At 59.8% G+C, this 26127-nt stretch carries 22 protein-coding genes and 2 tRNA genes; 9 read left to right on the forward strand and 15 right to left on the reverse strand.

The features are described 5' to 3' along the window. Positions 1–8 precede the first annotated feature (8 nt). Entirely contained in the window at positions 9–683 is a 675-nt protein-coding gene (locus CQ017_RS08775; RefSeq protein WP_105553397.1) for a response regulator transcription factor, read from the reverse strand. A 95-nt stretch (positions 684–778) separates the two neighbouring features. Further along, the gene (locus tag CQ017_RS08780; RefSeq protein WP_258133560.1) at positions 779–2014 is read right to left on the reverse strand and encodes a sensor histidine kinase; all 1236 of its coding nucleotides are present in this window, start codon (positions 2012–2014) and stop codon (positions 779–781) included. 190 nt (positions 2015–2204) lie between these two features. On the opposite strand from CQ017_RS08780, the gene CQ017_RS08785 reads away from it, so the two are divergent. Further along, positions 2205–2278 (forward strand) — tRNA-Arg (locus CQ017_RS08785). Positions 2279–2348: 70 nt separating this feature from the next. On the opposite strand, the gene CQ017_RS08790 is transcribed toward CQ017_RS08785, so the two are convergent. The 6 genes from CQ017_RS08790 to CQ017_RS08815 all read right to left on the reverse strand — a co-directional run bounded on the left by CQ017_RS08790 (position 2349) and on the right by CQ017_RS08815 (position 10602). Next, positions 2349–3368, reverse strand: a complete 1020-nt coding sequence (locus CQ017_RS08790) for a LacI family DNA-binding transcriptional regulator (RefSeq protein WP_105553399.1) — start codon at positions 3366–3368, stop codon at positions 2349–2351. A gap of 82 nt (positions 3369–3450) precedes the next feature. Further along, the gene (locus tag CQ017_RS08795) at positions 3451–4869 is read right to left on the reverse strand and encodes a GH1 family beta-glucosidase (protein WP_105553400.1); all 1419 of its coding nucleotides are present in this window, start codon (positions 4867–4869) and stop codon (positions 3451–3453) included. Then, positions 4869–5753 carry a carbohydrate ABC transporter permease gene (locus CQ017_RS08800; protein WP_105553401.1) on the reverse strand — a complete coding sequence of 295 codons (885 nt, stop codon included), beginning with the start codon at positions 5751–5753 and terminating at the stop codon, positions 4869–4871. Before CQ017_RS08800 ends, CQ017_RS08795 begins: the two co-directional genes overlap by 1 nt. After that, on the reverse strand, positions 5746–6906 hold the full coding sequence (locus tag CQ017_RS08805; RefSeq protein ID WP_105553402.1) for a carbohydrate ABC transporter permease: 1161 nt from the start codon (positions 6904–6906) through the stop codon (positions 5746–5748). Before CQ017_RS08805 ends, CQ017_RS08800 begins: the two co-directional genes overlap by 8 nt. Positions 6907–6965: 59 nt before the next feature. Further along, positions 6966–8297 (reverse strand): ABC transporter substrate-binding protein, encoded by a 1332-nt coding sequence (locus CQ017_RS08810; RefSeq protein ID WP_105553403.1) that lies wholly within the window; start codon positions 8295–8297, stop codon positions 6966–6968. A 376-nt stretch (positions 8298–8673) separates the two neighbouring features. After that, on the reverse strand, positions 8674–10602 hold the full coding sequence (locus tag CQ017_RS08815) for an ExeM/NucH family extracellular endonuclease (protein ID WP_105553404.1): 1929 nt from the start codon (positions 10600–10602) through the stop codon (positions 8674–8676). Positions 10603–10839: 237 nt separating this feature from the next. On the opposite strand from CQ017_RS08815, the gene CQ017_RS08820 reads away from it, so the two are divergent. From CQ017_RS08820 to CQ017_RS08830, 3 genes are read left to right on the forward strand one after another with little or no spacing between them, the layout of a single operon-like run. Continuing rightward, entirely contained in the window at positions 10840–11766 is a 927-nt protein-coding gene (locus CQ017_RS08820) for an ABC transporter ATP-binding protein (protein ID WP_105553405.1), read from the forward strand. A 3-nt stretch (positions 11767–11769) separates the two neighbouring features. Continuing rightward, on the forward strand, positions 11770–14100 hold the full coding sequence (locus CQ017_RS08825) for a YhgE/Pip domain-containing protein (protein ID WP_105553406.1): 2331 nt from the start codon (positions 11770–11772) through the stop codon (positions 14098–14100). Further along, positions 14097–14708, forward strand: a complete 612-nt coding sequence (locus tag CQ017_RS08830; protein ID WP_105553407.1) for a TetR/AcrR family transcriptional regulator — start codon at positions 14097–14099, stop codon at positions 14706–14708. Before CQ017_RS08825 ends, CQ017_RS08830 begins: the two co-directional genes overlap by 4 nt. 19 nt (positions 14709–14727) lie before the next feature. Here the strand turns inward: CQ017_RS08830 and CQ017_RS08835 are convergent, their stop codons facing one another. The 4 genes from CQ017_RS08835 to CQ017_RS08850 form a co-directional block, all read right to left on the reverse strand. Then, positions 14728–16386, reverse strand: a complete 1659-nt coding sequence (locus CQ017_RS08835; RefSeq protein WP_105553408.1) for an ABC transporter ATP-binding protein/permease — start codon at positions 16384–16386, stop codon at positions 14728–14730. 8 nt (positions 16387–16394) lie between these two features. Continuing rightward, positions 16395–17549: a DUF1611 domain-containing protein gene (locus CQ017_RS08840; protein WP_258133561.1), complete on the reverse strand. Its 1155-nt coding sequence runs from the start codon at positions 17547–17549 to the stop codon at positions 16395–16397. Positions 17550–17762: 213 nt separating this feature from the next. Then, positions 17763–18290, reverse strand: a complete 528-nt coding sequence (locus tag CQ017_RS08845; protein WP_105553409.1) for a histidine phosphatase family protein — start codon at positions 18288–18290, stop codon at positions 17763–17765. 87 nt (positions 18291–18377) lie between these two features. Next, complete coding sequence (locus CQ017_RS08850; RefSeq protein ID WP_105553410.1) at positions 18378–19169, reverse strand: winged helix-turn-helix domain-containing protein; 792 nt, start codon at positions 19167–19169, stop codon at positions 18378–18380. Between the two features lie 613 nt (positions 19170–19782). Here CQ017_RS08850 and CQ017_RS08855 point away from each other — a divergent pair. Then, positions 19783–20523, forward strand: coding sequence for a response regulator transcription factor (locus CQ017_RS08855; RefSeq protein WP_096285408.1), 741 nt, complete (start codon positions 19783–19785; stop codon positions 20521–20523). Next, positions 20520–22001: a cell wall metabolism sensor histidine kinase WalK gene (locus CQ017_RS08860; RefSeq protein ID WP_105553411.1), complete on the forward strand. Its 1482-nt coding sequence runs from the start codon at positions 20520–20522 to the stop codon at positions 21999–22001. Before CQ017_RS08855 ends, CQ017_RS08860 begins: the two co-directional genes overlap by 4 nt. 11 nt (positions 22002–22012) lie before the next feature. Here the strand turns inward: CQ017_RS08860 and upp are convergent, their stop codons facing one another. Continuing rightward, positions 22013–22660 carry a uracil phosphoribosyltransferase gene (upp, locus tag CQ017_RS08865; protein ID WP_096285410.1) on the reverse strand — a complete coding sequence of 216 codons (648 nt, stop codon included), beginning with the start codon at positions 22658–22660 and terminating at the stop codon, positions 22013–22015. Positions 22661–22860: 200 nt separating this feature from the next. Here upp and tadA point away from each other — a divergent pair, with 200 nt between their 5' ends. Together tadA and CQ017_RS08875 are read left to right on the forward strand one after the other, a co-directional pair. Continuing rightward, positions 22861–23337, forward strand: a complete 477-nt coding sequence (gene tadA / locus CQ017_RS08870) for a tRNA adenosine(34) deaminase TadA (RefSeq protein WP_105553412.1) — start codon at positions 22861–22863, stop codon at positions 23335–23337. A 94-nt stretch (positions 23338–23431) separates the two neighbouring features. Further along, positions 23432–23522 (forward strand) — tRNA-Ser (locus CQ017_RS08875). Positions 23523–23716: 194 nt separating this feature from the next. On the opposite strand, the gene CQ017_RS08880 is transcribed toward CQ017_RS08875, so the two are convergent. Continuing rightward, positions 23717–24262 carry a DinB family protein gene (locus CQ017_RS08880; protein WP_219843924.1) on the reverse strand — a complete coding sequence of 182 codons (546 nt, stop codon included), beginning with the start codon at positions 24260–24262 and terminating at the stop codon, positions 23717–23719. Between the two features lie 104 nt (positions 24263–24366). Here CQ017_RS08880 and CQ017_RS08885 point away from each other — a divergent pair, with 104 nt between their 5' ends. Further along, positions 24367–25323 carry a YafY family protein gene (locus CQ017_RS08885; RefSeq protein ID WP_105553413.1) on the forward strand — a complete coding sequence of 319 codons (957 nt, stop codon included), beginning with the start codon at positions 24367–24369 and terminating at the stop codon, positions 25321–25323. Positions 25324–25558: 235 nt separating this feature from the next. Here the strand turns inward: CQ017_RS08885 and CQ017_RS08890 are convergent, their stop codons facing one another. Next, entirely contained in the window at positions 25559–26101 is a 543-nt protein-coding gene (locus tag CQ017_RS08890) for a YaeQ family protein (protein ID WP_096285421.1), read from the reverse strand. Positions 26102–26127: the final 26 nt, after the last annotated feature.

The raw sequence follows: 26127 nt of genomic DNA on the forward strand, positions 1-26127 counted from the left end.
CGTTGCGCCTAGCGTGCGCGTGACCCCGGCTTCATGTCCAGAAGCCCCTGTTCCACGGCCTTGACTAGAATCTGCACGCGGTCCCGCACACCAAATTTCTCCATAACCTTCACGAAGCGAGCTTTGATAGTTGACTCGGTGACAAAAAGTTCCGTGGCCATCTCCTTGTTGCTCATGCCCCGCCCGAGAAGCTTGATGACTTCCAGTTCCTTGTCGGTCAGGGCATCGATCAGTTCTGCATCGGCTTCGACTTCGGCTGGGATTGAGTTCGCCAGCCCGCTGACCACATGTCGAGCCACTTGCGGCGACAGAATGGACTCACCGGCTGCCACTTTATTAATCGCATCGGTGATTTCCTGGGGCTTAGCATCCTTGACGATGTAGCCCGAGGCACCAGCACGCAGCAGGTCCACCACATATCGGTCGGTGGCGAAAGTGCTCAAACCGAGAATCGCGATCTCAGGGTTGCTCTGGTGGATCTGGGCTGTTGCCGCAACGCCGTCCATGACCGGCATTTGCATATCCATCAAGATGACCTCGGGCTGCAACGAGGCCGCCTGGACCACGGCGGATTTCCCATTGGATGCTTCGCCGACGATTTCAATGGTGGGGTCTGAGGAGAGATAATCTCGCAAAATTTCCCGGGTCAAGGCCTCGTCATCCACAAGCAGCACTGTTGTCACTGATAACTCCTCGCTTGGCGGTAGTCCACGCACTTGGTTCTCATGCGCGTACGGTGATAGCGCATCTGGTCACTATTTTTGCATGGTTGCCGTCGTTATCCGGTAGCGGGCAAGCTTTCAAGCGGGATAGTTACGCCGATCGACCAGCGGCCGGTGGAATCGCTGGTCTCCACGGTGCCGCCAAATACCTCGCAGCGTGCGCGCATCGCTTCCAAACCTGTCTGCGACGACATGATGGGAGTGCCCTGTCCAATATCATTTGTCGAGCTGAGCAATACGCGGTCTGGCCGGATACGGAGCTGGAGTTCCACTGCTCCGTCAGGATTCGCGTGCTTGAGGATATTGGTTCCCAGTTCCCGGATGGTTCGCCGAAGGGCTTGGCGCAAACTCGCCGGAATACGCGCTACTTCGCCTTCTAGCGCGAAGGCCACGTCGAATCCGGCCCGTTTGAGCGCTTGCATGACCTTGTCCAAATCATGTACCAGCCCTACCGCGGTAGTGGTCTCCCCGGAAAGTTCATCGGACTCCAAGATCTGTTGGCCTTCTTCTGCTTCCAGCCCCGAGGGACTCTGAAATTCATTTTCGTTGGCTTCCGTTTTCAGCAAGACGACAAGGCTGCGAAGATCCTGCAGGGTTTGCTGCGCGGCATTGCCAATTCCAGCGAGGATTTCCGCAGTCTTCTTCGGGTCGTTGACGAACTCGGCCCGACGGGCTTGCATAGCCATGATCGTGACATCGTGGGCAACAATGTCGTGCAGCTCATGAGCGAGCTGCGTTCGTTCCTCGGAGCGAATTCTCGCCTGTTCGACTTCCAGATCCCTGATTCGTTTGGCGCTCGTTTCATTCTTCCGGCGATAGACATTCAGGCTCAACCCGGCCACGGCCGACATGACGCCGAAACCGCACAGCAACATGACCGCCAGGAGCTCCACCTCCGGCAAGAGTAGATACAGCAGGAACAACATGCCCATGGCTGCGGAGGGAAAAGCGAGTGCCGCCCGCCACGGCAGCAAATAGCAGGAGAGCACAATGACAAATACCGAGGGAAAAACCATGCTGGCCAATAAGACCCCGGGCATACCGACCGCCGCGATAAGCAGCAACCCCACAAACCATGCGGCAATGCTTGGCAGGACCCCAAGCGACAAAGCCGCCAGGGGCAGGTACGGAAAAGCCAGGTACAACACGCCAAGTTCTGCGAGGTAGCCGGCTGTCCCCAGCCACACATCACCCGCGTACATGAACAGCGCAAGCGCCAGCGGGACAAAACGACCGAGGCGCCCGCCAGGTAACGGTTTAATTTCACCAGTCCATGCAGTCCAAGTATTCACACCAGCTATTGTGTCATTTCAGCACTCAAGCACGCTCCACTGGTTGCATACCCAAGGCAGTTTTGACGGACCCAGGCGACATTCACCACGGCCGATGTGAAACGCCACACTTTGACCTCTCCGGCTTTTGCCCTTCGGATAATCTGGTGTAAAGTCATTGGAGTCGTCAAGGCGAAAAACAACTAAATATGCGCCCATAGCTCAGCTGGATAGAGCGCCTGTCTACGGAACAGGAGGCCGGGGGTTCGAATCCCTCTGGGCGCACAATTTGAAATTCCCACTCTCCGGAGTGGGAATTTTTTGGTTTACTGTTTGCTTAACTCCAAGCACTTATTTAGCCGCCGTGGGACCCGCGCAAAATCAGCTTTGTTGGCATGATGATTCGTTCGGGCACCATTTCACCATTAATGCGCTGCACCACAACCTCCGCCATTTTGGCTCCTTGCTCTTCCGCATTCTGCGCCACGGTAGTCAACGCAGGCGAGGCATTGCGCGCAAATGAATCATCATCGATGGTGGTGATGGCGATGTCTCTCGGCACGGAAAGCCCCGCCTCAGCGATCACCTTCATCGCGCCAAAGGCCATTTGCGCGCTGGCGGCAAACAACGAGTCGATTTTTATGCCGCTGGCCAGCAAATCGCGCATGGCGGTTTCTCCGCTGCCCGGGGTGAAATCGCCCACCGCAACCGCGGCAACGCCAAGACCGGCGGCGTGCACCGCCTGTTCGAAACCCAATTGGCGGTCGAGGGCCGCACCCATGTTCTGCGGTCCCGAGATCGCCGCCGGGTATTTGCGACCCGCTTTGAGCATGGCTTCAGTTGCTTCCCGTGCCGCGGCCGCGTTATCTACGTCAACGACGAACACGTCGCCGTCTTCGTTGCTCATGGGGCGGCCGCCGAAGACCAACGGCAACGCTCCGGCCAGTTCGCTGTATGAGCTGTCATCCGCGTGGTGCGAAAGGATCAACGCCCCATCAACGTTTCCGCCGCGTAGGTAGCGGCTGGTTTTCGCGGGGTCAGACTCGGTGGCGATCAACAGGGACAGCGTGAATTCGGTGGTGCTCAGGTACATCGCAGCCCCCTGAATCACCGCAGCGAAGTATGGGTCTGCGAAGAACTTCGCGGTGCTTTCGGGGATGACTAACGCGATGGAATTGGTACGACCCTGTGCGAGGGAACGGGCCGCCCGATTCGGGACGTAGTTCAGTTCCGCGATGGCCTTTTCCACTGCCCGCGCCGCATCGGCCTTGACCTTGTCCGACCCGTTGACCACGCGAGACACCGTGGCTCTGGAGACTCCTGCACGTTCGGCAACCTGTTCCAGCGTCGGCTGTTGTTTGCGTGGTTCGGGCATCGTTACTTCTTTGCGGTAGCTGGGCGGGTCCTTGTGACTAGCGTGTGGTGCGTGGCGCTTGGCTAAGCGCCACGCACCAGTGCTATGCCATTGTACGGTTGGCGGCAATTAGTCCCGCGTAGGCCCTGCCGCTGTCCTTAATAATGCGTTTCTGGGTTTCATAGTCGACGTAAATGATGCCGAATCGCTTCTGATAGCCCCAGGCCCATTCGAAATTATCGAGCAAGGACCAGAGGAAGTAGCCCCGCACGTCCACTCCGTCTTGGATGGCACCGGCAACAGCATCCAGGTGGCTAAAAACGTATTCACGACGTTCGACATCGGCCACGGTTCCGTCCGCTGACAGTTCGTCGGCATAGGAGGCTCCGTTCTCGGTGATGTACAAGGCCGGAAGATCCTTGTATTCGGTCTGCAACCGGTTCAGCAGTATCCGCAGGCCCTGCGGATTAACTTCCCAACCCATCGCAGTACGCGGCAGGTCTCGGCTCGGGAAGCTGACATATTCGCTTCCTACAAAAGGCGAGGACTTCGGCGCATCAGTTGGTACAACCGCCTCCGGCTCGCCTTCGCCAAGCGGATGCCCCGACACGTTGTCATCGTGATAATGGTTCACCCCGAGAAAGTCGATGGGCTGATGAATGATCTCGAGGTCCCCTGGCATAATGACCTCGGCCAGCCCCAAGCCATCCACGTCTACGAGCAGGTCTTCGGGATAGGAACCGCGCAGCAAGGGATCCAAGAACATCCGGTTCCACAGCGCATCGATACGACGGGCCGCTTCCAGATCCACCGGGTCCGTTGGATCGTTTGGCACCGCGTTGGTCAGATTCAGCGTGATGCCAAGCTCTTGGGCGCCGAGTTCACGCAAACGCTTTGCCGCCAGGCCATGTCCGAGGTGCTGGTGGTGCACGGCCGACAAAGCCGCCGCGGGATCTTGGCGTCCCGGTGCGTGTTCCCCGGCTGCGTAACCGATGAGCGAAGAACACAACGGTTCGTTAAAGGTCGTCCAGTGCTTGACTCGGTCACCGAGCTTTGCGTAAACCAGCTCGGCATACTCAGCGAATTTATAGGCCGTGTCACGGTTGGCCCAGCCGCCCTGCTCTTCGAGGGCCTGCGGCAGATCCCAGTGGTACAGCGTCAGCCAGGGCAGAATTCCCTGCTCCAACAGCTCGTCGACTAGCCTCGAATAAAAATCCAGGCCCTCGGGGTTGACGCTACGCCCGCCGGGAACCACCCGCGCCCAGCTGGTGGAGAAGCGGTAGGAATCCAGACCGAGCTCACGCATTAACCCGACATCCTCTCGGTACCGGTGGTAGTGGTCCACCGCAGTCTCCAGGTTGTCGCCGCCGGCGATCACCCCCTGCTTGCGAGCGAACGCATCCCAGACGGAGTCTTCTTTACCGTAGGCGTGGCTGGCGCCTTCGATTTGCGCCGCCGCGGTGGCCGAGCCCCAGAGGAATTCTCTGGGCCAAGCGAAATTCTCTGATAAGTGGGTTGTCATTAGCCCTTTACAGCTCCTGCCATAATTCCGGATACAAGTTGTTTACCCGCCACTATAAAAAGCAGCAGCAGCGGGATGGTTGCCATCAGCGCACCGGACATCACGATCGTGTAGTCCACATAGCGTGCGGATTGCAGTTGGCTCAATGCCACCTGCAAGGTGGGGTTTTGGGGTGCGACCAGCATTGGCCACAGATAGTCGGTCCATGCGGTCATGAAGGTAAAGAGCGCCAAGATGGCCATCGCCGGACGGGCCGCGGGTACTCCTACATGCCAAAAGGTACCGATCATGCTGGCACCGTCGATTCGGGCTGCCTCGATCAACTCATCTGGCACGACATCCACCAAATACTGGCGCATGAAAAACACTCCGAACGCGGTGACCAAGGTGGGCACCATGACCGCACCGAGCGATCCGGTCCAGCCAAATTCCTTCATCACCATGAACAACGGGATGATCCCCAGCTGGGTCGGCACCGCCAGGGTGGCAATCACGAAAACCAGCAGCCCCTGGCGTCCGCGGAAGCGCAACTTTGCGAACGCATATCCGGCCAATGTCGAGAATGCCACCACCGAGATCGTGATGACCGAGGAGACGAGAATGCTGTTTCCCAGTGCGCCCCAGAAATCGATGGTGTGGAAAACTTCGGCGGCATTCGTCCAGAACGAACCTCCGGGAAGCAGTGGTGGGTACGTCGAGGCGAATACCGCCCCGGTATTCGAACCAATCACCATCGAATACCACAGCGGGTAGGTGCTCCCGAGGAAGAACGCGATCAGCAACCCGTAAGTGAGAAAGCCTGGGCGGCGATCCATGGAGAAGTTTTTGCGTTTGGCTGCAGGCTTCCCGGCTTCCACAGTTCGGTCCAAGGAGGTGCTAGTCATGGGAATCCCCGTCCTTCGGGCTCGCTGCTGCGTCTGTTAACCTTTCACCCTTCGAGGCGACCTTGGCTTTTGCTTGCCGCACGGCGTTTCGGTGCGCCAGCCGTTGCGCACGGCGCCGCTTGCGGCTTCCCCCTTCGCTAGCAGAGGCAATGGAACCGGAAAGCACGAAGTTGATCAGGCCGATCACGATAATGATCAAGAACAGCATCCAGGCGACCGCAGATGCACGGCCAAAGTCGCCGCGGTTGAACGCCAGATCCCAGAGATAGAGCACCGTGGTTTGGTATTCGCGCTCGGGACCGCCGGGCACCGAGCTGCTGGCGTTGAATAGTTTCGGTTCGGTGAAGATCTGCAGGCCACCGATGGTCGCGGTGATGATCACGAAGATCATCGTGGGGCGAATGCTCGGCAGCGTGATGGAGAAGAACCGACGCATCGACCCCGCTCCGTCCAGCGCGGCGGACTCGTGCAGTTCGCGTGGCACCGCTTGCATGGCTGCCAGCAGGATCAGCGCGTTATAACCGGTCCAGCGCCAGTTCACCATGGTGGCAATAGCCAAGTGCGAGGGAAGTACCTCGCTCTTCCACGCCACCGGATCGATGTTGATCACTTGGAGCAGGTTGTTGATGAGTCCATATTTCTCGTCGAAGGCCGAGGAGAAGATCAGCGTCACGGCCACCGGAGTCACCACATAGGGAATCAGCACACTCATTCGCCAGAACGTCTTGGCACGAATATTCTGGTCCAGCATGGCTGCGATGAAGGTGGCCACGAGCAGTTGGGGAATCGCCGAGAGCAGGAAGATGCTGAACGTGTTGAACAGCGAATTCCAGAACAGTGGTGAGCTAAGTTCTGCGGCGTAGTTCTCCAGCCCTACCCAGTCACCGGCTCCCCCGAGTAGGTCCCAGTCATTGATTGAAACCACGAAGGTGTAGACCAGCGGAAAGAGCCCCACCAGGGCGAAGAGAATGAAAAAAGGTGAAACGTATAGATACGGGGAGTATTTGAAGTCCAGCCGTCCCCAACGCTGACGCCGGCGCGTTTTCTTCCCGGCTGCCGGATCAGCCCTGCGGTGCCTTTTGCCTGGGGGCTGCTCCCCCGTCGGCGCCGCGGCACCTGGGGTGCCCGAAGCGTTGTTGGTCAAGATGCTCATTTATCGGATTCTCTTTCCGCATAGGCCGGCCGCATTGCCGGCCGGCCTACAGATGGTGATTACTTGATGTCCAAGTTCGTCAGCGTCGACATGGCCTCATCCCACGCGGCTTGGCCGTCCTTGCCGCCATCCAACGCGATAGTTGCCGGGCCAAAGACCTGCTCCTGGATGACCGAATCATCTGCCCCCTTGAACTGTGCCTTCACGCCCTCGGCCCGGTTTGCCAGGAGCTGGCCGATGGGAGCATCGTTGAAGAACTTAGTCAGCTCGTTGCTTCCGGTGACCTGTTCGGAACCCTGAGCCTCGAGGTTGCTGGGGAATGTCCCGGCAGTTTCAAAGGCGGCTGCCTGCGACTGCGCATCGGTCAGCCAGGTGGCGAGTTTGGCCGCTTCGGCTGGATTCTTCGAGGTGGCGGGAATGGTCAAGAAGGTTCCGCCCCAGTTTGCCGGACCGCCAGGGAAGACATCTGCAAAGTCCCAACCAGAGGATGCATCTCCACCAGCACCTTCAACCTGTCCCTTGACTACTCCTAACATCCAGCCTGGGCAGGGCATAGTGGCGAAAGAGCCGTCCAGGAAAGCCTGGCCTTTACCCCAGTCCCACTGGGTCTGCCCCGACGAGAGCCCTGCTTCGGCAGCCCCTGCCAGCTGCTTCCAGCGTTCGTTCAATTCTGCGTTGCCCTGGATATTCAGCGAACCATCTGACTTGTAATAGCCCTCATCGAGTTGGTTGACCATGGCATTCCAGACGAACCCGGACTGGTCGAACCAGGCTTTGCCGGTTTTTTCCTCATATTTTTTGCCGGCTGCGAAGTAGGCCTCCCAGCTGGCATCATCACCACCGATGAGTTCCGCGAATTCGGTGCGCTCTGCCGGCATATCTGCCTGTTCTAGCAGCTTGGTGTTGTAGCAGAGTCCTTCTGGACCGATATCCGTGCCGTAGCCGATGATCCGCCCTTCGGCGTCGGTGGCCTGTTCGACCTTCCAATCGACCCACTGTGACTTGAGATCTTCTATGCCGTAGTCGCGCAGGTCGGTGAAGGAATCGGAAACGGCCATTACCTGCCCGAGCCAGCCTTCTTCAACGGCTTGGAGGTCGGGCAGGCCCGCACCCGAGGCTTGTTTAGTCTTCCAATCAACCAGGGCGTTTCCACCGGTATCGATATTCGTCGCCTCGATGCTGACGCCAGGATTTTCCTTTTCGTATTTCTCGTACAGGGCTTCCAGGCCCATGGTGCCGAAAGTGGTCACGGTCAGGGTGACCGGATTATCCACCGAGGCAGGCTCGGCATCGGCCGCGTTATCTGCTCCGCCGCATCCGGTGGCCAGCAGGGCAATGGTGCCGAGCAGGGCTGCCGACTGCGCGAGCTTCGATTTGCGCGAGGTTTTCATGGGGTCTCCAGGTGTGAGTGCGGGTTTCGAGAGACTCGTGCACATTCAAAATGAGAGCGCTCTCAAAATAAAACAAGTGTCCAACTCTTGCGAGTTTCCATCCGTGCCATGAAGTATAAAAGCGCTTGAATCGAACCCGTGTGAGCGCTCTCACAAATCACCTTCCATTATTCTGCCCGATTGCGAGGCGATGTCAAGAACGAATTTGCATTCCACCGCCAGAGCCCGTCACCCCTGACGTTCCATGGTGCCATCGGCCCTAGCAAAGCCCACAGGTCAAATTAGGATTTGCAGAACATGGCGGCACGCTGTCGCGAAAATAAATCAGTGCAAAGAGAATCCGGCGAGCCAAGTGGGCCCGCCGGATTTTCAAGGCCTACTTCTTGTTCAGCTGCAGCCCCACGAGCACCGGATCATGATCCGAGGAGCGGAACTGGTCAGGCGAGAACAGCTGGGCGACGTTGTTGTTGTAGCGGCTGTACTCAAAGGCGACCGATTCGGTGGCATTGATGTTCCAAATCGTTTCTCCGGTGACCTTGTCGGCAATTTCGGCCGAACCCAGAACATGGTCAAGCGAACCGGTGCGACCGCCGAAGAGGTAGCTTTGAGTGCTCGCTTCGGCACCCAGATTAACGTAGCCGGCATCGGTCATCACCTTGATGGGATCCTCGGCCGAGTAGGAGTTGAAGTCGCCGGCCAGCAGCACCTTGTCGGTGTTGCGCGAATCCTTCAGCCCTTCGGCGAAACGCACTACCGCGTGAGCCTGCTCCACGCGCGCTGCGTTCCATGCTCCGGCGCCGTCGCCCTGGTCGGCATTGGCCGAACCGTCTTTTGGATCGGACCCCTTGGACTTGAAGTGGTTGGCGACCACGAGGAAGCGAGTCTTCGAATTGCCGCCCACGCGCTGGAATGCCTGGGCCAGTGGATCACGCGCGTTGTCGAAGGCCGCATCGTCCAAGACCACCGACTCGTCGATCAGCTTGACCGCGTCGCGCTGATAGATCATTGCGGTTCGAATGACATCTTCATCGGCTGGCAGTTCTTCGGGGCTTGGCGCGAAGCTCCAACGCTCCTGCCCTGAAGCCTCATTCAAGGCAGCTACCAGGATCTTCAGCGCCGCGTCGCGGTCCTGAGCGAAGCGGGCGGAGTTCTCGATTTCCTCCAGCACGACCACGTCGGCATCAAATTTGTTCAGCGCCGTGACGATCTTGGACTGCTGGCGCTCGAGGCTTTCGGCGCTGGCCGCACCGCGAGCATCGCAGCCGCTTCGTACCGAAATCGGGTTTCCTTCGCGATCGGTATAGTAATTGCACCCATCAAGCTGATCGCCGGTGGTGGTGAAGTAGTTCAGCACGTTGAAGCTGCCCACGCTCACGTTGCCGCCGACGGCTGCCGGGGCATCCTGCGTGACCTGCTCAAAGCTCACCGGGATATCCGGGTCCTCGGCACCGACAATTTGCCCCTGCGGCTGCAGGCGCCACAAATCATAGCGGTAATCCATGATTACCGGGCCGGTGAAGCTCACCTGCTTGCCCACGGTGACATGCTGATCCGCGGAGATATACGGCAGCTCGACGAGCTTGTTCGCCTTCGCCCCCAGGAAATTCAATGTGGCCCCGTCATCCAAGACCAGCTCACGGGCCTGGTTCTCGGCCTCCAGCGCCTGGGCTTCGTCGCTTCCAGGAGCGAAGACGTCGGTGGCCTGGCGCAAGGTGCGCTCGCCCTCGATAATTGAGCTGGTTCCCTCGGCAAGGGTTACTTCACCGTACTGGTTCAGCCGGTAGTTGTCGGCCACGGTCCATTGTCCCTGCGGATCCATCAGCATCCCCTCGAAACGCTCGCGCTCGGCATCGGCTGCCGGGATGTCGATGGCCAAAGGCTTGATGGCTTCGGCTGGTTCGACCAGCACCTCGACCGCTTGGTCCGAGGCACTGATTTGGGTCATGCCGTAGTATTCGCTGACCTCGCCGGAGACCTGAACGTGATCACCTACGGCTACCTTGCCCACGCCGCCGGGAGAATATACGAAGATTGCAGAGCTTCCGGCCGGGGAAATTTCGCTTCCCGAGCCTGCAGTTTGCACATAGAAACCGCGAATGCCGCCTTCGGGGTAGGCGCCGGTTACTACTCCTCGGACGCTGACCTGCTGGCCAGCCATGCCGGTAGCATCTTCGGTGCCCTGGATTTCTTCGATGGACGTCAGCTCGACTTCGGGCTCGACGGCGGAGGCTGGAGCCATCGTTCCGGTCACCAGCGCGGCACCCAAACAGGTAGCCGCGAACGCTGTTGTAGCGCGCTTCTTCATGGATAGTCCTAATTCGTTGTAAGTACCGCAGCGCGGTAGCGCGCGGTCGACCCGCAAACGATTCAATCAGCCAGTTATGAACTCTTGGTGAATCTATAAACAGCGACCGGTTGTTGGTCCATGAACTATCCAAGTCCATGAGCCACGTCACGTCCAGAGGTGAGCAAAGAAACTAGCACACTAATTGAACTGACCGGTCAGTTCAATTAGTGTGGAAGTGTGTTAATTGCTAATTCAATGAGCTTCCAAGGGCGCCACAGCCAACTTGTCGATGCCACCTCGCTGACAGCCAACCGCGGTTCGCTGCTGCTCGTCGTCGCAGACTCGCAGAGCGCGCGCACCGCCACCGCGTTGATGCTCTCCGGCCGCATGAAGCCCAGCGCAGGTGAGTTGAGTTGGGATGGCGCTTCACGACTCAAGGAAATACGCTCACACAGCGCGCTACTCGACGCACCCCAGATCAATGAACCAGAGGCCCATCTGAAGGTTCGCGATGTTGTCAGCGAAGACCTCTCCTTGGTGCCTGCACCCCTTTGGCGCCGCGCCCGGAGCAAGAAATGGTTGGCTCGGCATGGTTTCGAAGACATCGCCAGCAGCTGGATCGACGCGGTCGATGCGCTGACTCGCATCAACTTGCTCACGCGCTTGGCATTAGAGAACCATGACGTTGATGCTCTGGTCTTCGACTCCCCCGACCGCCATGGCATCGAAGAAACCAGCTGGTTGGAAACCCTCGAGCGGTTTACCCGAACTCGCCGGAACCTCGCGGTTATTGCCGTGGTCTCACGCATTCCAGATTGCTGGGATGGGCCGGTGGCCTTCATCGGGCAAACCCAAGACATGCCAGAAAACGCTTCGTTTACCGACGAAGTTCCACAGCTGGATTCAGCACTACCGGTGCACGATTCCGCTACCGGGTCTGAGGCTGAAGACGCGGAAACTAGCCGGGCGCCGCTCGCGCAGCACCCTGAACCCAGCACCGAGATGGCGGAACTGCCGGCGGCAGACCCGGCGGAAAATACTTCGGACGAATCCTCTTCCGACGAAGCTCCGGCCGAGCAAGGCCAAGCCCCGGAGGGGGAAACCGTGGCCGCCGAAGCGCGAGTAGCTCTGCCTTCCCAGGAAGCCGAGCTTCCACTTGAACCACCCACGACTAAGGACTAACTCATGACGACTCTGGGCCTAGCTCTCTCCGAGCTCAAGCGCATGACCCGTGGAACCTTGCCAAAGCTGGCACTGATCGCGGTCACCTGCGTACCGCTGCTCTACGGAGCCCTCTACCTCTATGGCAATTGGGATCCGCAGTCGAATCTGGATGGCGTCAAAACAGCTCTGGTGAACCTCGATGAAGGCGCCGAACGCGAGGGTGAAGCCACAAATGTCGGCGACGAAGTTGTTGATTCCCTGCTCGAAGACTCCACCTTCGGCTGGGAGGTAGTCGACTCGCAAGAAGCCGCCTTGGACGGAGTTGCGCACGGTGACTACGCATTCGCGATGACCATTCCGAAAGACTTTTCCGCCTCGTTGACTTCCCCGGCGGAGCTGAAAAGCGCGAATGCGGCAAATCTGGAGCTAACTACCAATGACGCCAATAATTTCATGGCTGGCAATTTCGCAAAGACCCTGGCCAATGAAGTGCGTGATTCGGTTTCCAAAGAAGTCGGCACCGAAACCGCCGAAGGGATGATTGCCGGCTTTGTCGACATCCACGATTCGATGGACGAGGCGGCCGATGGCGCGAAGAAACTCTACGACGGCACGATTTCTCTTTCGGATGGGGTCCTCACCCTCCAAGACGGCACCACGCAGCTCGTGACCGGCAGCGCCGAACTTGAAGCTGGCGCACAAACCCTGCATGACGGTACCGGCCAGCTATCCGGCGGCCTCAAGAAACTCGTTGACGGGCAAGGCAAGCTCGTAGCTGGCACAGATGACTTGGCCAGTGGCAGCGCCGAGCTCAATTCCGGGGCGAAAACGCTCAGCAGCGGGCTAGACACCCTGGAGTCAAAGACGGCCCCCCTGCCCAGCTCGGTTTCCAAGCTCAACGACGGAGCCCAGCAGGCCGCTGCCTCGGCAGATCAACTAGCCGCCGGATCGCGTCAGGTAGCCAATGGAAACGCCGAGCTCAGCGCCACGGCCGACGAGGCAATTGCGGTCATCCGGGATCTGCAGGCGGATGCCGAATCCCGGCTGGACCAGGTGCAGCAAAACACCAACGCGTTCCTTGCACGGCAGGTCGAATCCGGAACGCTCACCCAGGCGCAGGCCGACCAGATCGGCACTCAGCTGCAATCCACCGTGGAGAATTCCACGGTCACCCAGCAGTTGAACTCCAAGGTCAAAGACGTCAACGTGAAACTCACCGCGGCGCAAAACGACCTGGATAAACTCGCCGATGGCTCCGAACAGGTTGCCGACGGCAATAAGCAGCTGGCTTCCGGACTGCACACCCTGGCCCAAGGCACCGGCAAGCTCAACGATGCCGTTCCCGCTCTTGCCGATGGCATCTCATCCGCCGCGAATGGAGGCAGCAAACTCTCCGACGGAGCCGCAAAGCTCGCTTCGGGAAGCTCCACCCTGGCAGAAGGCCAGAAATCCGCACTAGCAGGTACCGAAGACGCGGCCCAAGGCAGCGCCAAGCTCGATGCCGGGGCCAAGGACCTGGCCGCCGGAACCACCACCTTGCACGATTCACTTATCACGCTGGACCAAGGAGTCAGCGAGCTCGGCGATGGCGCAAGCGAATTGCAAGACGGCTCGGGCGATCTATCCGAGGGCCTGGACAGCGGTGTGGGCCAGGTGCCAAACCCCGACTCGCCAACTTCGGCGCAATTAGCCGACGTCATCGGTGACCCGCTGCGGGTGAACTCCCATGCGCAATCCGAGGCCAGCGCCTATGGTGCGGGGCTCGCACCGTTCTTCATGACCCTCGCTACCTGGATTGGCACGTTCATCCTCACCCAGGTGATGCGCCCGGTCAATAACCGTGCGTTGGCTTCCAACGGCAGCAGCTGGAAGATCGCGTTGGGCGCATGGCTTCCCTTTGCTTTCATTTCGCTCATCCAGTGCACCGCGCTCTACGCGGTGGTGGTGTTCGCCGTCGGGTTGGAACCCGCACACCCATGGTTGACCTTGGGCTTGTTCCTTCTCGCCGCACTGTGCTTCAGCGCATTGATCCAGGGAATCTGCGCCTTGCTGGGTGCTGCAGGTAAGTTTGTGGTGCTATTGCTGATGGTCCTGCAGCTGGTGACCGCTGGCGGCACGTTCCCTTGGGAAACGTTGCCGGCACCACTGCAGGTATTGCACCAGGTTCTGCCGATGAGCAATGTCGTGGTGGCGTTGCGACATGTGATGTATGGTGCAGACTTGGGAATGCTCGGCGCCACCATCCTCCCGGTCATCGGTTACACGCTGCTGGGTCTGCTGTTGAGCTTCCTAGCGGTGCGCAAGCACAAGACCTGGACGTTGAAGACGCTACAACCGGAGCTGACGGTATGACCACACCACCTAGCGGGCGGCCCCGCGTGCGGGCCACCGCCTCCAAGAAGCGCCTGTTCGCGGCCTCGATGCAGCTGCTCGGCGCCCGTGGCCCCAACGCCGTGTCGGTGGACGAGATCGCGCAAATGGCAGGGGTCTCCAAGGGGACCGTGTATTACAACTTTGGTTCCAAGGACGAGATGATCGGCCAGGTTCTGGAATTCGGTGCCGATATGCTGGTCGCCGAGCTGGATCAGGCCGCGGCAAAGCCCGACCCCCGCGAGGCTTTGCGGGCAATGGCCACTATCGCCGTTGAATTCGTCGAGAAATACCCGTCATTCGCGCAAATCTGGATCAGCGAACAGCTGCGGCCCGAAAGCGACTGGGGCGACCAGATTACCCCGGTGTATTCACGGGTCACCTCGACCCTCATTGAAGTCTTGGATCGCCTGGTCATCCTGGCTCCCGAGGAAAAGCAGCCAGCCGCGACGGCGATCTTCGGCGCGGCCTTGTTCTCCGCACGTATGCGCACCGTTTCGGACAACGTGGCCGATCGCGAAGCCACCCTCAACGCGGTGCTGTACAGCGTTGACGGTTTGCTTGCCACCCACCAGCATGTGGCGTCCTAGGCGAGCATCCTCGGCTTGGCTATTCCGCGTCTTCCAGCGGGGCCGGGTTCTCGGCATGGGCTCCGACGCGCAGCGGTGCCTGCCACGTGCCGGTTGCTTCGAGCCCCGGAATTTCTCCTTGGAAAATCACCACTCCGGGATATTCGTTGAGTTTTCGAATCACCGCTTCGCGGGCGGCGCTCGGCAGGCGGTTGAGCACCGGGTCGAGGATCAATACCGGCGGCTGTCTCAGCAGGGCGCGTGCCATGATCAGGCAGGCGCGCTGTGCGGAGTCCAGAGGTTCTCCCCCACGACGCAACATGGTGCGCTCCGCGGCGGGGAGCGGGCCGAGCTCTAGCCCGCAGTCGGCGGCCACGCGCAGCGCGCGTTTCACCGAAGACCCCGGATGCCGGTAGGTCAGCGCACGGATGATGGTGCCGCGTTCGGGAACCATGGAACTCAACGCTGCGCCTATCAGCTTACGTCGTTCGGTAGCCGGAAGGTCCTCGCTGCGTCCCTCGGCGATCCACAACCCGCCGAGCGAATCGCCGTGGGCGGTGATCCTGCCGGTGGCCAAAGATTCGAGCAGTGCTCCGGATTCTGCCCCGGGCCCCACCACCTGGATCCGTTGCCCTGCGTGCGCTCGAAGCACCGGCCAGTTCTCCAAGCCCGGTGCCGTGGGACGGATCCGCACGGTGATTTCTTTGCGGTTCAGGTCCTTCACCTCTCGGGTGGAGATCATTTTCTGCTCCGCGATGCTCCAGGATTTCTCTGCGTGCAGCAGCGGAGCAATAATCCGTCGGCCGGCTCGATAGTTTTGCCGGTACTCAACGATGCGCCCCCATTCGCCCATGGTCCCTGCGCAGATCCCCATCAACGTCAAGGCGCTGGCCAAGGTCCCCGCGCCAAGGCCCGCCCAGGAGCCGGCAGCCACCACCAGCGCGGTGCCCAACAACGGCACCGTCAGCGATCCGGCCCGCAAGGCGCCGGCATACTTTGCGCGATCCACGGCGGCCTGAACGACTTTCTGCGAGCTTCGGTCGACTCGCTCGACCTCGCGGCGCACGCCTCCGCCCGCGGCGATGGTGGTGGCCGCGGTGACCGTGTCGGCGATCCGTGCCGCAAGATTCCCCCGGTGCCTGCGCAGCACTCGTGCGGTGCGCAAGGCCCCTCGGGCCAAGAACGCGAGCAACCCAACTTCCAGCAGGACCGGAAGTACCAGCGCCGCGGCCAGCAGTGGGTGCAGGGCTCCCAAGCCGAGCGCGGCGAAAACGATCAGCGGGATGCCCGCGATCAACGGCACAATTCCCTGGGTGACCCAATTGCGGATGGAGGACAGGTCATTGCTTGAACGCGCCACGGTGATCCCCACCGAGGGTCCCCGGCGAGCCTTGAGGGCATGCGATATCAATGATCCGCGCAGCTGAGCCACATAGTGCTGGCCAAGCCTTTCGGCCAGCACTCGTTCGATAAACTTCGCACAGAAAAATGCCAGGGACAGGACGATGACCCAGGACAGTGCCCCGAGGCTGAAGGCCGAAGCTAGCTGGCCTACCTGCCAAGCGATGGCGATGGACAGCACCCCGACACCCAGTGCCAGCGCCAGCAGGGCAGCCAACAGCCCGCGTCGCCCCGGCGCCAGCAACGCCGGGAGCGAAGGTTCCTTGGCGGGTGGGTCTACTGGCTGCGAGCCGGTCATTGGGCCTCCTAGCGGGTCGGCAGCAGGGCGCTGGCCACCTGTGGGTCGCACAGGTCATAGGTGTCGATAATTTCGGTGTCCATGTGGGCTCGCGCTTCCGAGGCCGCCAGCGGGGAAGCGGTGAGCACCCCGGAAACCGCGGCGAGGTCGAGCCCTGCGTCCAGGAGAATTTTTTCTCCCGCCTTCGCGCCGAGCGCATCCTGGGCGCTGAACAGCACACGGTCTACGTGTTCCTTGAATACCGGGTCCCGGAGCAGTCGTGAGGTCTCGCCCTGGAACAAGCCGTCGGCGATCTCGATGATGACCGCATCGGCGCCGGAGGCGCTCTGCTCATTGATCATCGAGATCAGCAGTTCGCGAACGGTTTCATAGTCCAACCGGTAGGTGGTGGGGTAGCCGAAGTCGGTGAAGTCGCAGACGCTGAAAGCGCCGGCGTCGGTGAACAGGTTCGGGTCGTTCCCCGCGCCTGTTCCGGTCGCCTTGCCTGCGGCGACCCGCAGTCCAGCGTTGCTCAACCCGTTGACCAGGCAACCGAGGGTGGTGGATTTTCCGGAGTTCATCGATGTTCCGAGCACCGCGATCACCGGTGGACGCTTACCCGCGATGCGGGAGGTGACGTTAACCGAGGGGTTCTGGACGCTCAGCGGAGCGAAATCGCTGAGCGTGACGACCTTGCCGCCACGCGTCAGTAGACCGACCGGCTCAATCTCGGTGGCCTTGTCAATCGAGGCGTGCTGTTGCTCCACGCGTGAGGCTAGTCCGCCACCGGCAACCAGCTCGCATGGCCCAAGATCCGTCGGTACATGGGAAAGGAACTGGTCCGGTGCGTAGCGGTGGCCGTAGGCCACCATGATTTCCTGGCCGACAAAGAGTTTTTGGCGGCGCGCGTGCGGCGACTGCAGGCCCTTGTGCTTGCCAAGCTCGGAAACCTTGGCGATCACCACATCACCCGAGCGCGGAGCCATGCCCGAGCTGGAGACAATCTGAAAGTCCTGTGGATTGCGGGAGAGTTCGGCTGCGACAAAGCGCGTGGTGTAGGCCGCCTTGATGGTGCTGGCTCGGAGGGCATCGATCGCAATCCGAGCTTCTTTGATGGTGTAGGTTTCGGTGCTCTCGTTCGGGATGATCTCTGCAATGATGCCCATGGCTTCGGCCTTTCTCACTTCGGTTCCCGGGGAGCGGAAAACCGTCATCTTCAGTCGGCCGTTTGGCTCGATGAATATCAGTCAAGCGAGCGAAGATGAACCGAAGATGAATCAATCCTGAGGCCTTGGGAAGAAAATGATGAGGGCGTTCTCATGAACGCCTCATAAAGCCAACACAGCTCGTATTACGAGACTGACAAGGGTCTTTAAAAATTCCTCATGAGAATCTTCTCATTCAGGCCGCGGGGCAATGAAATGTGTGACCCGCGCATCACGCGCATCCAAATGTGAGTAGGAATGGTCTGTTTCCAGCACCGTGGTGCCCAATGTCGGATAGTTCATCGCCAGTTCGTAGACTGCTTCCTCATCGGATTGCGCCGAGGCCAGACGCAGCGCGAGGTCCTGGAGCGTCGGCTGGTGTCCGATGACCAGCAAGGTGGAGACAGTATCAGGGACCTCGTTGATAATTGAGCATAAGGCGGTGGCCCCTGCGCCGTAAACGCGCGAGTCGACGTACGGAGTTGGACCTTTTTCGCCGAGCTCCGAGAGCACCCAGGCGCAGGTTGCCCTAGCGCGCAACGCGTCGGAGCAGATGATGTAATCCGGTATCAGATCATTCTCCACCAGCCAGGCACCGGCGGCCGGGGCTTCGCGGTTGCCGCGAGCGGCCAGCGGGCGGTCATGATCGCTCACTCCCAGCGGGTAGTCAGACTTTCCATGGCGCATGAGAATCAGCCGACGGCGCTGCATAGTATTCATAGTCCAAGCTTAGATGCGCGGAACTTAAAAAAAACTGAGGCGAACAAACCAGGGTGGTTTGCTCGCCTCAGCGAAAAAACGTTCTACTTAGATTGAGTACTCCGGAGCGGCCCAGACGACTACCTCTGGGTGCTCGTAGAAGCGGTAGCCCTGTCCACGCACGGTGCGCACGGTGTTAGCCAGGCGACCCAGCTTCGAGCGCAAGCGGCGGATGTGCACGTCGATGGTTCGCTCATTCGGGATCTCCTCGGCATTGCGCCACAGGTTTTCCAGCAATTCTTCACGGCCCACGGTGCGGGTGCCGTTCTCCACCAAGAAATTCAGCAGTTCGAATTCCTTGAAGGTCAGGTTCAGCGTTTCACCATCGAGGTAAACCTCTCGGCGGGACAGATCGATCAGCACGCCGGATGGGCGTGGCGCACTTGGACGCGCTTCGGCACGCGGGCGGCGTGACAGGGTGGGATCGCCCAGCGCCTGGCGCACGACGTCAATTGGCTCGCCTTGCGCGCTGGTTGGCGCCAGCGCTACTGCGGCATGGGTCTGCGCCTGCGGTGACAAGGTCGCCAGGAATGCGCGAACCTGGGTTGCCAGCTTTCCCAGCGAGGTTCCCTGAGCCTGGGCAGCAGCTTCATCCAAACCGACATACAGCACGAAACCACGAGCGCTGGTGTCCGCGCTAGGCGTGCCAGAGGACTGCACTGGTGTGGCGATAGTTTGAGTCATCGGTTCACGCGTTTCATGAACGTTGTTGACCGCACGCAGCGGGCGATAGCCGGCCGGAGCATAGCTTCCGCTACCAGCAGCGGCGCGCTGTGCCGCCGCCGCTCGATTCTGAGCGTTGCGAATTGAAACGTGTACGTATCCGGATCCAGCCGACATGATGACTTCCTTTTCGTGCGAAGGCCAAGTGATTTGGCGTTAATGCTTCGGGTTTTGCTTGCGCCGCCCGCGACCTTCTTTCACGAACAGCAGTTGGGTTTCCCGTCGGTGCACCTGGACTCAATCGCTTATTACTTCAGCCGATCGATCCAATTTCACCGACGCCGAGCATTCGACAACAGCACGCAAGCGTACCCTCAGGGCCTCTACCCTGATTGCTGTTGTTGATCTGCGCCGTACTCACACACCAAGTATTCCCCGTAACATTCGAAACTTGCAAGTAACAAAGGTCGCCACTGTTCAGCATGTGAGACAGATCCGTCCAAAAGTGATGGAGGACACTTTGGGCAATTATCGGGTATCTAAGCGCTTAACTAATCGGAATGATCAATATCAGCCGCCAAAATATGCAGAATGACCATACCATTCACAGTCATGAATATTCATTCAGGTTCACGGGTAGTCCATAGGTCAAACATTCGTGCATTGCGGCATTTGACCAAATTAACCGCTACCCGAACGGAATATTCCCGCATAAACTCGACATACAGTCATAGCTGTTGCACAGCTGAATCATAAAGTAGCCCAATGACAATAGGAGAAGCTGGTTAACATGAGCGATTCACGTTTTTCTCCCGCGCAATTACCCCGGCTGACCCATCCAGATGGCACACCCATCAAGGTCCTAGTCGTCGATGATGAACCATCATTGGCGGAACTGGTGGCCATGGGTACTCGCATGCTTGGCTGGGAAGCAACGATGGCCCACGACGGACCGGAAGCCGTAGCCACAGCGCGCTCGCTCTCCCCGGATGTTCTGGTTCTGGACTGGATGCTCCCAGGGTTTGACGGCCCCGAGGTGCTGCGCAAGGTTCGCAGTTATCTGCCAGAAGTCCCCGTACTATTTCTCACCGCGAAGGATGCGGTCGAGGACCGGATCGAAGGTTTGGGCGCCGGCGCCGATGATTACGTGGCGAAACCGTTCAGCCTTGAAGAAGTACTCATTCGCCTGCACCGTCTAGTTGAACGCTCCGGTGCCTCTACCGCGGACTCCGCAGAACTCGTAGTTGGCGATCTGGTGCTGAATCTGGATTCACACGACGTCTCCCGCGCCGGACGCTCGATCTCGTTGACCGCAACAGAGTTTGATCTGCTCAGCTACCTGATGAACAACGCCCGCCGGGTGGTCTCCAAGTCGCAAATCCTCGATAACGTCTGGCATTACGACTTCGACGGCCAAGCAAATATTGTGGAGCTCTACATCTCTTACCTGCGCAAAAAGATCGATGTCGACGCCGAATCAATGATCCACACGGTGCGTGGTGTGGGCTACGTCCTCAAGCCCGCTGCATGAGTTCATTTCCCACCGGCCTCAGGCCAAGTTCACCACTCGCGCTGCAGCGCAAACTGCTGATGATCCTCCTGGGCTCGCTGACCGCAGTCTGCGTCTTGCTCGGGCTGCTCTACAATGCCGGCATGCGCCAGACGCTCATGGACCAGCTGGACGAACAGCTCAAGGCCTCGGTGGAACGAGCCAGTAGCTACTCGGTGGGTCTAGCCCGTCCGGATCAACGCCTCTATGCGCCCGGACAGGCCGCGGGCACCCTCACCGCGCGCTTCGTGGATCGCTATGTTTTCTCCGGAGACGTGCTTGACCAGCATGGCGAACGAGTCATGCTCTCTCAGGATGACGCCATCCACCTGGTGACCATCGAGGTCAATGCAGAACCCGTACGCCGCTCGTTGTCCGTGGGCGACTATCTGCTCTCGGCGGTTCCAGATCCTGGCTCCGGAGGCGTGCTGATTGTTGGCTTGCCGCTGGATTCCACGGATCAAACGCTGCTCGAAATGGCGTGGCTGACGCTGTTCATCGCGATCAGCCTGGTGATCGGCACCGGTCTGGTGGGAACCTGGCTCATTAGCCGTTCCTTCGCCCCGCTCAAACGCGTCGCGGCGGTGGCTTCCTCGGTAGCCGCCGAAGAACTTGAATCGGGCAAGGTCGAGCTGACCCAGCGAGTCGCTTCCGAGGATGCCGTTCCAGGCACCGAAGTTGGCAATGTGGGACGCGCCCTGAACGCCATGCTAGACAACGTATCTACCGCGCTGACCGCACGTGAAAAATCTCAGGACCAGATGCGTCAATTCGTGGCGGATGCTTCGCATGAGTTGCGCACTCCACTATCGGCAATTCGCGGCTACACCGAATTGCTGTCGGCAACCGAGCATTTCTCCCCCGATGGCAGGCGCTCGGTGGATCGAGTACTGCAGCAAAGCAATCGCATGGGTTCACTGGTAGAAAATCTGTTGCTCTTGGCCCGGCTGGACGAGGAGACCTCGTTCACCATGAAGCCGCTGGATCTTTGTGCATTAACTTCAGATATCACCGAAGATTTCAAGGCCACCGCGGATGACCATCTCTGGGAATTCGCCTGCCAGGCACCGGGGACCACAGTCAATGCCGATTCGTCCTCCCTGCGCCGAGTGATTACCAACTTGCTGGCCAATGCACGCAAGCACACCTCGGCCGGCAACTCCGTAACCGTCAGCGTGGGGCAAGATCTCGAAAGCGGCGAGGCGGTGCTGCAGGTGCAGGACACCGGAGAGGGGATCTCCGAGGAGTTCCTGCCCAAGGTCTTCGAAAGATTCACCCGCGCCGACAAGGCCCGCTCCGGAATGGACGGTACTACCGGACTCGGGCTGCCCATTGCCAAGAGCATTGTCGAAGCACACCGGGGCACCATTTCGGTGACTTCAGAGCCCGGCCATACGCTCTTCGAGGTGCGCTTGCCGCTGGCGGGCGAAAAGCCCGCCAGCGGCGAAACCGCAGGCTAAGCGACGAGCGCCTAGACGATCGGTGGGGTGACGCCGTACAGACGGTCGCCGGCATCTCCGAGCCCGGGGATGATGTAGGACTTCTCGTCCAGTCGTTCGTCCATCGCGGCTAGCACGATGTGAACGCGCTCGTCGGCACCATGAATTTCCTTCAAGCGCTCCACGCCTTCTGGGGCCGCGATCAGGCAGATGCAGGTCACCGATTCGGCGCCGCGCTCGAAGATGAACTTGATCGCCTCGGCCAGGGTGCCGCCGGTGGCCAGCATCGGATCCAGCACGAAAACCTGGCGACCGGACAGGTCGTTTGGCACGCGGTCGGCGTAGGTGATGATGTCCAGGGTCTCTTCGTTGCGAGCCATGCCCAGGAAGCCGACCTCGGCGGTGGGCACCAGTCGGGTCATGCCTTCAAGCATGCCCAGGCCCGCACGCAGGATCGGCACCACCAAAGGGGTTGGCTTGGCGAAGGTGATTCCGGTGGTGGTGGCTACCGGGGTGACTACCTCGACTTCTTCGGTGCGCACCTCGCGGGTTGCTTCGTAGGCCAGCAGGGTGACCAGTTCGTCGGTCAGCTGGCGGAAGATCGGGGACGGAGTATCTTTGTCTCGAAGAACTGAAACCTTATGTGCCACCAATGGGTGGTCGACTACCTGTACGCGCATAAGTAGAAATCTATCAGCCCACCAATGAAGCAAACGAGATAAAAGCGCGAAATTCCGGCGGAAAAACTCCTTGATGTGCCCAACTAAACAGGAATCAGCGGGATTGCGGTCCCTATGGCCAGGGCCTATCGGTGTTTTGAGGAGAGCTAGTCCCCAAGCGCATGCGCCGACGACGCTAAAACACGTAAGGTAAAGGCACTATGGCGCACGAACACGAGACTTGGATGGACCTCGCCCTCGCAGAGGCCCGAGCCGCATTGGACACCGATGATGTCCCGATCGGGGCGGTCATCATCTCCCCCGAAGGCAAGCTGCTGGCTACCGGACGCAACGAGCGCGAAGCAAACTTTGACCCGACGGCTCACGCCGAAGTCGTGGCCATCCGCAACGCAGTCAAAAAACTACAGGCAGACGGCAACGCCGACGGATGGCGATTAGAAGACTGCACCCTGGTCGTCACGCTCGAGCCCTGCGCCATGTGCGCCGGAGCCATCGTGCTTTCGCGCATCCCCCGGCTGGTGTTTGGCGCATGGGATGAGAAGGCCGGAGCCTGCGGCTCGGTCTTCGACATCGTCCGCGAACCCCGCTTGAACCACTGGGTCGAGGTATACCCACGGGTCAAGGTAAAAGAGTGCGCGGACCTGCTGCGCGAGTTCTTCCGATCCAAACGCGGCTGACCAAGCACGCATATGTGTTTCGAGCCACTAACCGCGCTTTTCGCCTCGTTCGTTTTGGTGTTCTCGAAAGGTTCGTTATAGAGTTATCAGGTCTGGTGACGTGTCCGAGCGGCCGAAGGTGCAACACTCGAAATGTTGTGTACGGTAACCCCGTACCGTGGGTTCAAATCCCACCGTCACCGCCAGCGAAAACCCCGAGAATCATTGAATTCTCGGGGTTTTTCTTTGCCAGTAGCTAGTTCGCGAAGGCTGGCAAGGCAACATTCGAGGCTGGGTAATGCGGAACTCTCTAAGGTTACTTGCAATGCACGTTCGCAGATCAACCCGATGAACCCATCCTTCTTTGCCGCCAATGTCGGGACGCAAACGGCTTCGGCGGTTAGCCCATTGTTTTTTGTCCGTCCAAGGATTCGCGGATGATGTCGGCATGCCCGGCATGTTGGGTGGTTTCTGCGATGATGTGCAGCAATGTGCGGCGCACCGTCCAATGGGTATCGACAAACCATGGGGCCTGGGGCAATTCGTGGACGGTGTCCATGTCTACCTCTGCCAGCAGGTCATCGGTGCGGGCTGCGACCCGCGCATAGTTTTCCAGCAGCTCATCCAAGCTCTCTTCGGGCGACATGCGGAATTCGTTCTGGAAAGCTTCCATTGCTTCGGGTGGCATCTTGCTGAAGTCTGCCCCGTCCCAGGCCATGGCGGCCCGGCCCTTGACGATGAATTCCTGCCACTGCTTTTCCACTGCGGTCACATGTTTGATTAGGCCGCCCGGGGTCAGTTCGCTGTCCGTGGTGCGCTGTGCAGCCTGTGAATCACTGAGTCCGCGGACGGTGAAGCGCAGGAAGTGCCGGGCGTTGGCCAACGCCTGGAATAGGTCGGCGCGTTCCCCGCTCAGGGTGGTTTCGGTGGTGGCCATGGTGCTCATTGTTGCCTCCTGGCATCAGCTTCAGCCGGTATTTCCAGCTGATATCTACAAGCTTAAAAGCAATAAGTGTCAGTTTTTGTCCTAAATCAAGGCAGACTGGTTACATGAGTACCAGCACCAGATTCTTGCGTTTGATCTCCTTGCTGCAGACCCACCGCTACTGGTCCGGCGACGAGTTGGCCGAGCGGCTGGAAGTCAGTTTGCGCACCGTGCGCCGGGATATCGACCGGCTGCGCGACCTCGGCTACCCGGTGCAGGCTGACCGCGGGGTGGGTGGCGGCTACCAGCTGGCTTCCGGCGCTGCCCTGCCCCCGTTGGTACTCGACGATGAGGAAGCCGTGGCGCTAGTCATTGGCCTGCAATCTACCGTGCATGGCGGTTCTTCCGCGGTAGCCGAAGCCGCATTGCGCGCCCTGTCCAAGGTCGTCCCGGTGCTGCCGGCCAGGTTACGGCAGCGGGCCCAGGCATTGGCTGCCAGCACCGTCCCACTGAACTCGCAGCACTCTGTTCCAGAACCGGTGGACCCCCAGGTGCTGGTGGTGTTCGCCCAGGGATGCCGCGACCGCGAACGGGTGGCCTTCGACTACCGCGACGCTAAGGGAATCGCCAGTTCAAGGCGGGTGGAACCGGCCAAACTGGTCAATGTGGGCAACCGCTACTATCTGGTGGCCTATGACCTGGATCGCGCGGATTGGCGCAGCTTTCGGGTGGATCGAGCCGAGAACGCCGTGGCGCGGGCACTGCGCTTTGCGCCGCGGGAGATTCCCGGCGGCGATGCAGCCCAGTTTGTCCGCGAAGGGCTGCGCGGATCCGGACAGCAACAGATCAGCGCGCGAGTGCATGCCAGCGCCGAGGAGCTGGCACCGCGCATCGGCCGGTGGTTCGAGATCCGGCCGCTCGATGAACACAGCGCCATGGTGCGCACCGAGAACGCCAACTTGCCTTGGGCTGCCTTCGGGCTTGCGATGAGCGAGGCGAAGGTCAGCGATGTGCAGCCGGAGCAACTGCGCTCACTGCTGGACTCATGGTCGGCAAACCTCGCCACGGGGTCCGGGGCGTAAAAAAGGAAAACCAGAGTCAAAGATATGGAAGATGAGGGGCCCGCGATATAGCGATCGAGGTCGCACGGCCATAGCCTCTTCCTCTTGAATCCGCGGGCTAATATTCTATAAAACGGAGGCAATCGGTCTTTGGATTGGGCTGGAGTTCGATTGCCATGCCGGATGCCTTTGCAGGCCAATTCATTCGGTCAAGAATGATATTTACGCTGGAGGCGTGCTTTACCTTCTGCGGTCGCTACTCGATGTGATGCTCGTGAATTTGCGTCTCAAAATTGCTGCCGTTGAGTTCGAGATAGATCTGCCCCTCGGTCACCGAAACCGACATGGTGTTGCGTCTGGTGAGGGCCTTGGCCGCCAAATCGATGAAGCCCGGGTCAAAGGAACGGACAACAATTTCATCGGCTTGGTAGATGGTCTTGCCCTTCCACGAGGCCAATAGCTTCGCCGGTTCGCGGTGCGTGTACACGGCGGCACGCTCCGCGCGTTTGCTGCCTTGGTGAAGGCGCTGGGCATCCGGGGCGCCTACCTCAATCCAGGCCAAGATGCTTCCGGTGAGGTCCTTGACCAGCACCGCCGGTTCCTCCCCTGTGGATACCCCTCCGGCAGAAAATGCAATGCCTTCCTCCGCTTCGAGGCAGTAGGCGAGAACCCGGGTCACCAGATAGGCGTCGGTCTCCGAGGCTTGCTGTGCCACACGCAATGAGAGATCTTCGTAAACACCGCGATCCACATCAGCCAGTTGGACTTCGAAAGTTTGTATTGTCGCGCCGATTGCCATAAGTCACGAGTCTACAGTGGTGCGGG

The organism is Arthrobacter sp. MYb224 (assembly GCF_002975455.1).
Lineage (GTDB): Bacteria > Actinomycetota > Actinomycetes > Actinomycetales > Micrococcaceae > Glutamicibacter.

What these genes read in the sequence shown, in the direction of transcription:
- CQ017_RS08790 (WP_105553399.1), bottom strand. Translation starts at nt 3,368, where the DNA reads ATGCCCGAACCACGCAAACAACAGCCGACGCTGGAACAGGTTGCCGAA.
- CQ017_RS08795 (WP_105553400.1), bottom strand. Translation starts at nt 4,869, where the DNA reads ATGACAACCCACTTATCAGAGAATTTCGCTTGGCCCAGAGAATTCCTC.
- CQ017_RS08800 (WP_105553401.1), bottom strand. Translation starts at nt 5,753, where the DNA reads ATGACTAGCACCTCCTTGGACCGAACTGTGGAAGCCGGGAAGCCTGCA.
- CQ017_RS08805 (WP_105553402.1), bottom strand. Translation starts at nt 6,906, where the DNA reads ATGAGCATCTTGACCAACAACGCTTCGGGCACCCCAGGTGCCGCGGCG.
- CQ017_RS08810 (WP_105553403.1), bottom strand. Translation starts at nt 8,297, where the DNA reads ATGAAAACCTCGCGCAAATCGAAGCTCGCGCAGTCGGCAGCCCTGCTC.
- CQ017_RS08815 (WP_105553404.1), bottom strand. Translation starts at nt 10,602, where the DNA reads ATGAAGAAGCGCGCTACAACAGCGTTCGCGGCTACCTGTTTGGGTGCC.
- CQ017_RS08820 (WP_105553405.1), top strand. Translation starts at nt 10,840, where the DNA reads ATGAGCTTCCAAGGGCGCCACAGCCAACTTGTCGATGCCACCTCGCTG.
- CQ017_RS08825 (WP_105553406.1), top strand. Translation starts at nt 11,770, where the DNA reads ATGACGACTCTGGGCCTAGCTCTCTCCGAGCTCAAGCGCATGACCCGT.
- CQ017_RS08830 (WP_105553407.1), top strand. Translation starts at nt 14,097, where the DNA reads ATGACCACACCACCTAGCGGGCGGCCCCGCGTGCGGGCCACCGCCTCC.
- CQ017_RS08835 (WP_105553408.1), bottom strand. Translation starts at nt 16,386, where the DNA reads ATGACCGGCTCGCAGCCAGTAGACCCACCCGCCAAGGAACCTTCGCTC.
- CQ017_RS08845 (WP_105553409.1), bottom strand. Translation starts at nt 18,290, where the DNA reads ATGAATACTATGCAGCGCCGTCGGCTGATTCTCATGCGCCATGGAAAG.
- CQ017_RS08850 (WP_105553410.1), bottom strand. Translation starts at nt 19,169, where the DNA reads ATGTCGGCTGGATCCGGATACGTACACGTTTCAATTCGCAACGCTCAG.
- CQ017_RS08855 (WP_096285408.1), top strand. Translation starts at nt 19,783, where the DNA reads ATGAGCGATTCACGTTTTTCTCCCGCGCAATTACCCCGGCTGACCCAT.
- CQ017_RS08860 (WP_105553411.1), top strand. Translation starts at nt 20,520, where the DNA reads ATGAGTTCATTTCCCACCGGCCTCAGGCCAAGTTCACCACTCGCGCTG.
- upp (WP_096285410.1), bottom strand. Translation starts at nt 22,660, where the DNA reads ATGCGCGTACAGGTAGTCGACCACCCATTGGTGGCACATAAGGTTTCA.
- tadA (WP_105553412.1), top strand. Translation starts at nt 22,861, where the DNA reads ATGGCGCACGAACACGAGACTTGGATGGACCTCGCCCTCGCAGAGGCC.
- CQ017_RS08880 (WP_219843924.1), bottom strand. Translation starts at nt 24,262, where the DNA reads ATGAGCACCATGGCCACCACCGAAACCACCCTGAGCGGGGAACGCGCC.
- CQ017_RS08885 (WP_105553413.1), top strand. Translation starts at nt 24,367, where the DNA reads ATGAGTACCAGCACCAGATTCTTGCGTTTGATCTCCTTGCTGCAGACC.
- CQ017_RS08890 (WP_096285421.1), bottom strand. Translation starts at nt 26,101, where the DNA reads ATGGCAATCGGCGCGACAATACAAACTTTCGAAGTCCAACTGGCTGAT.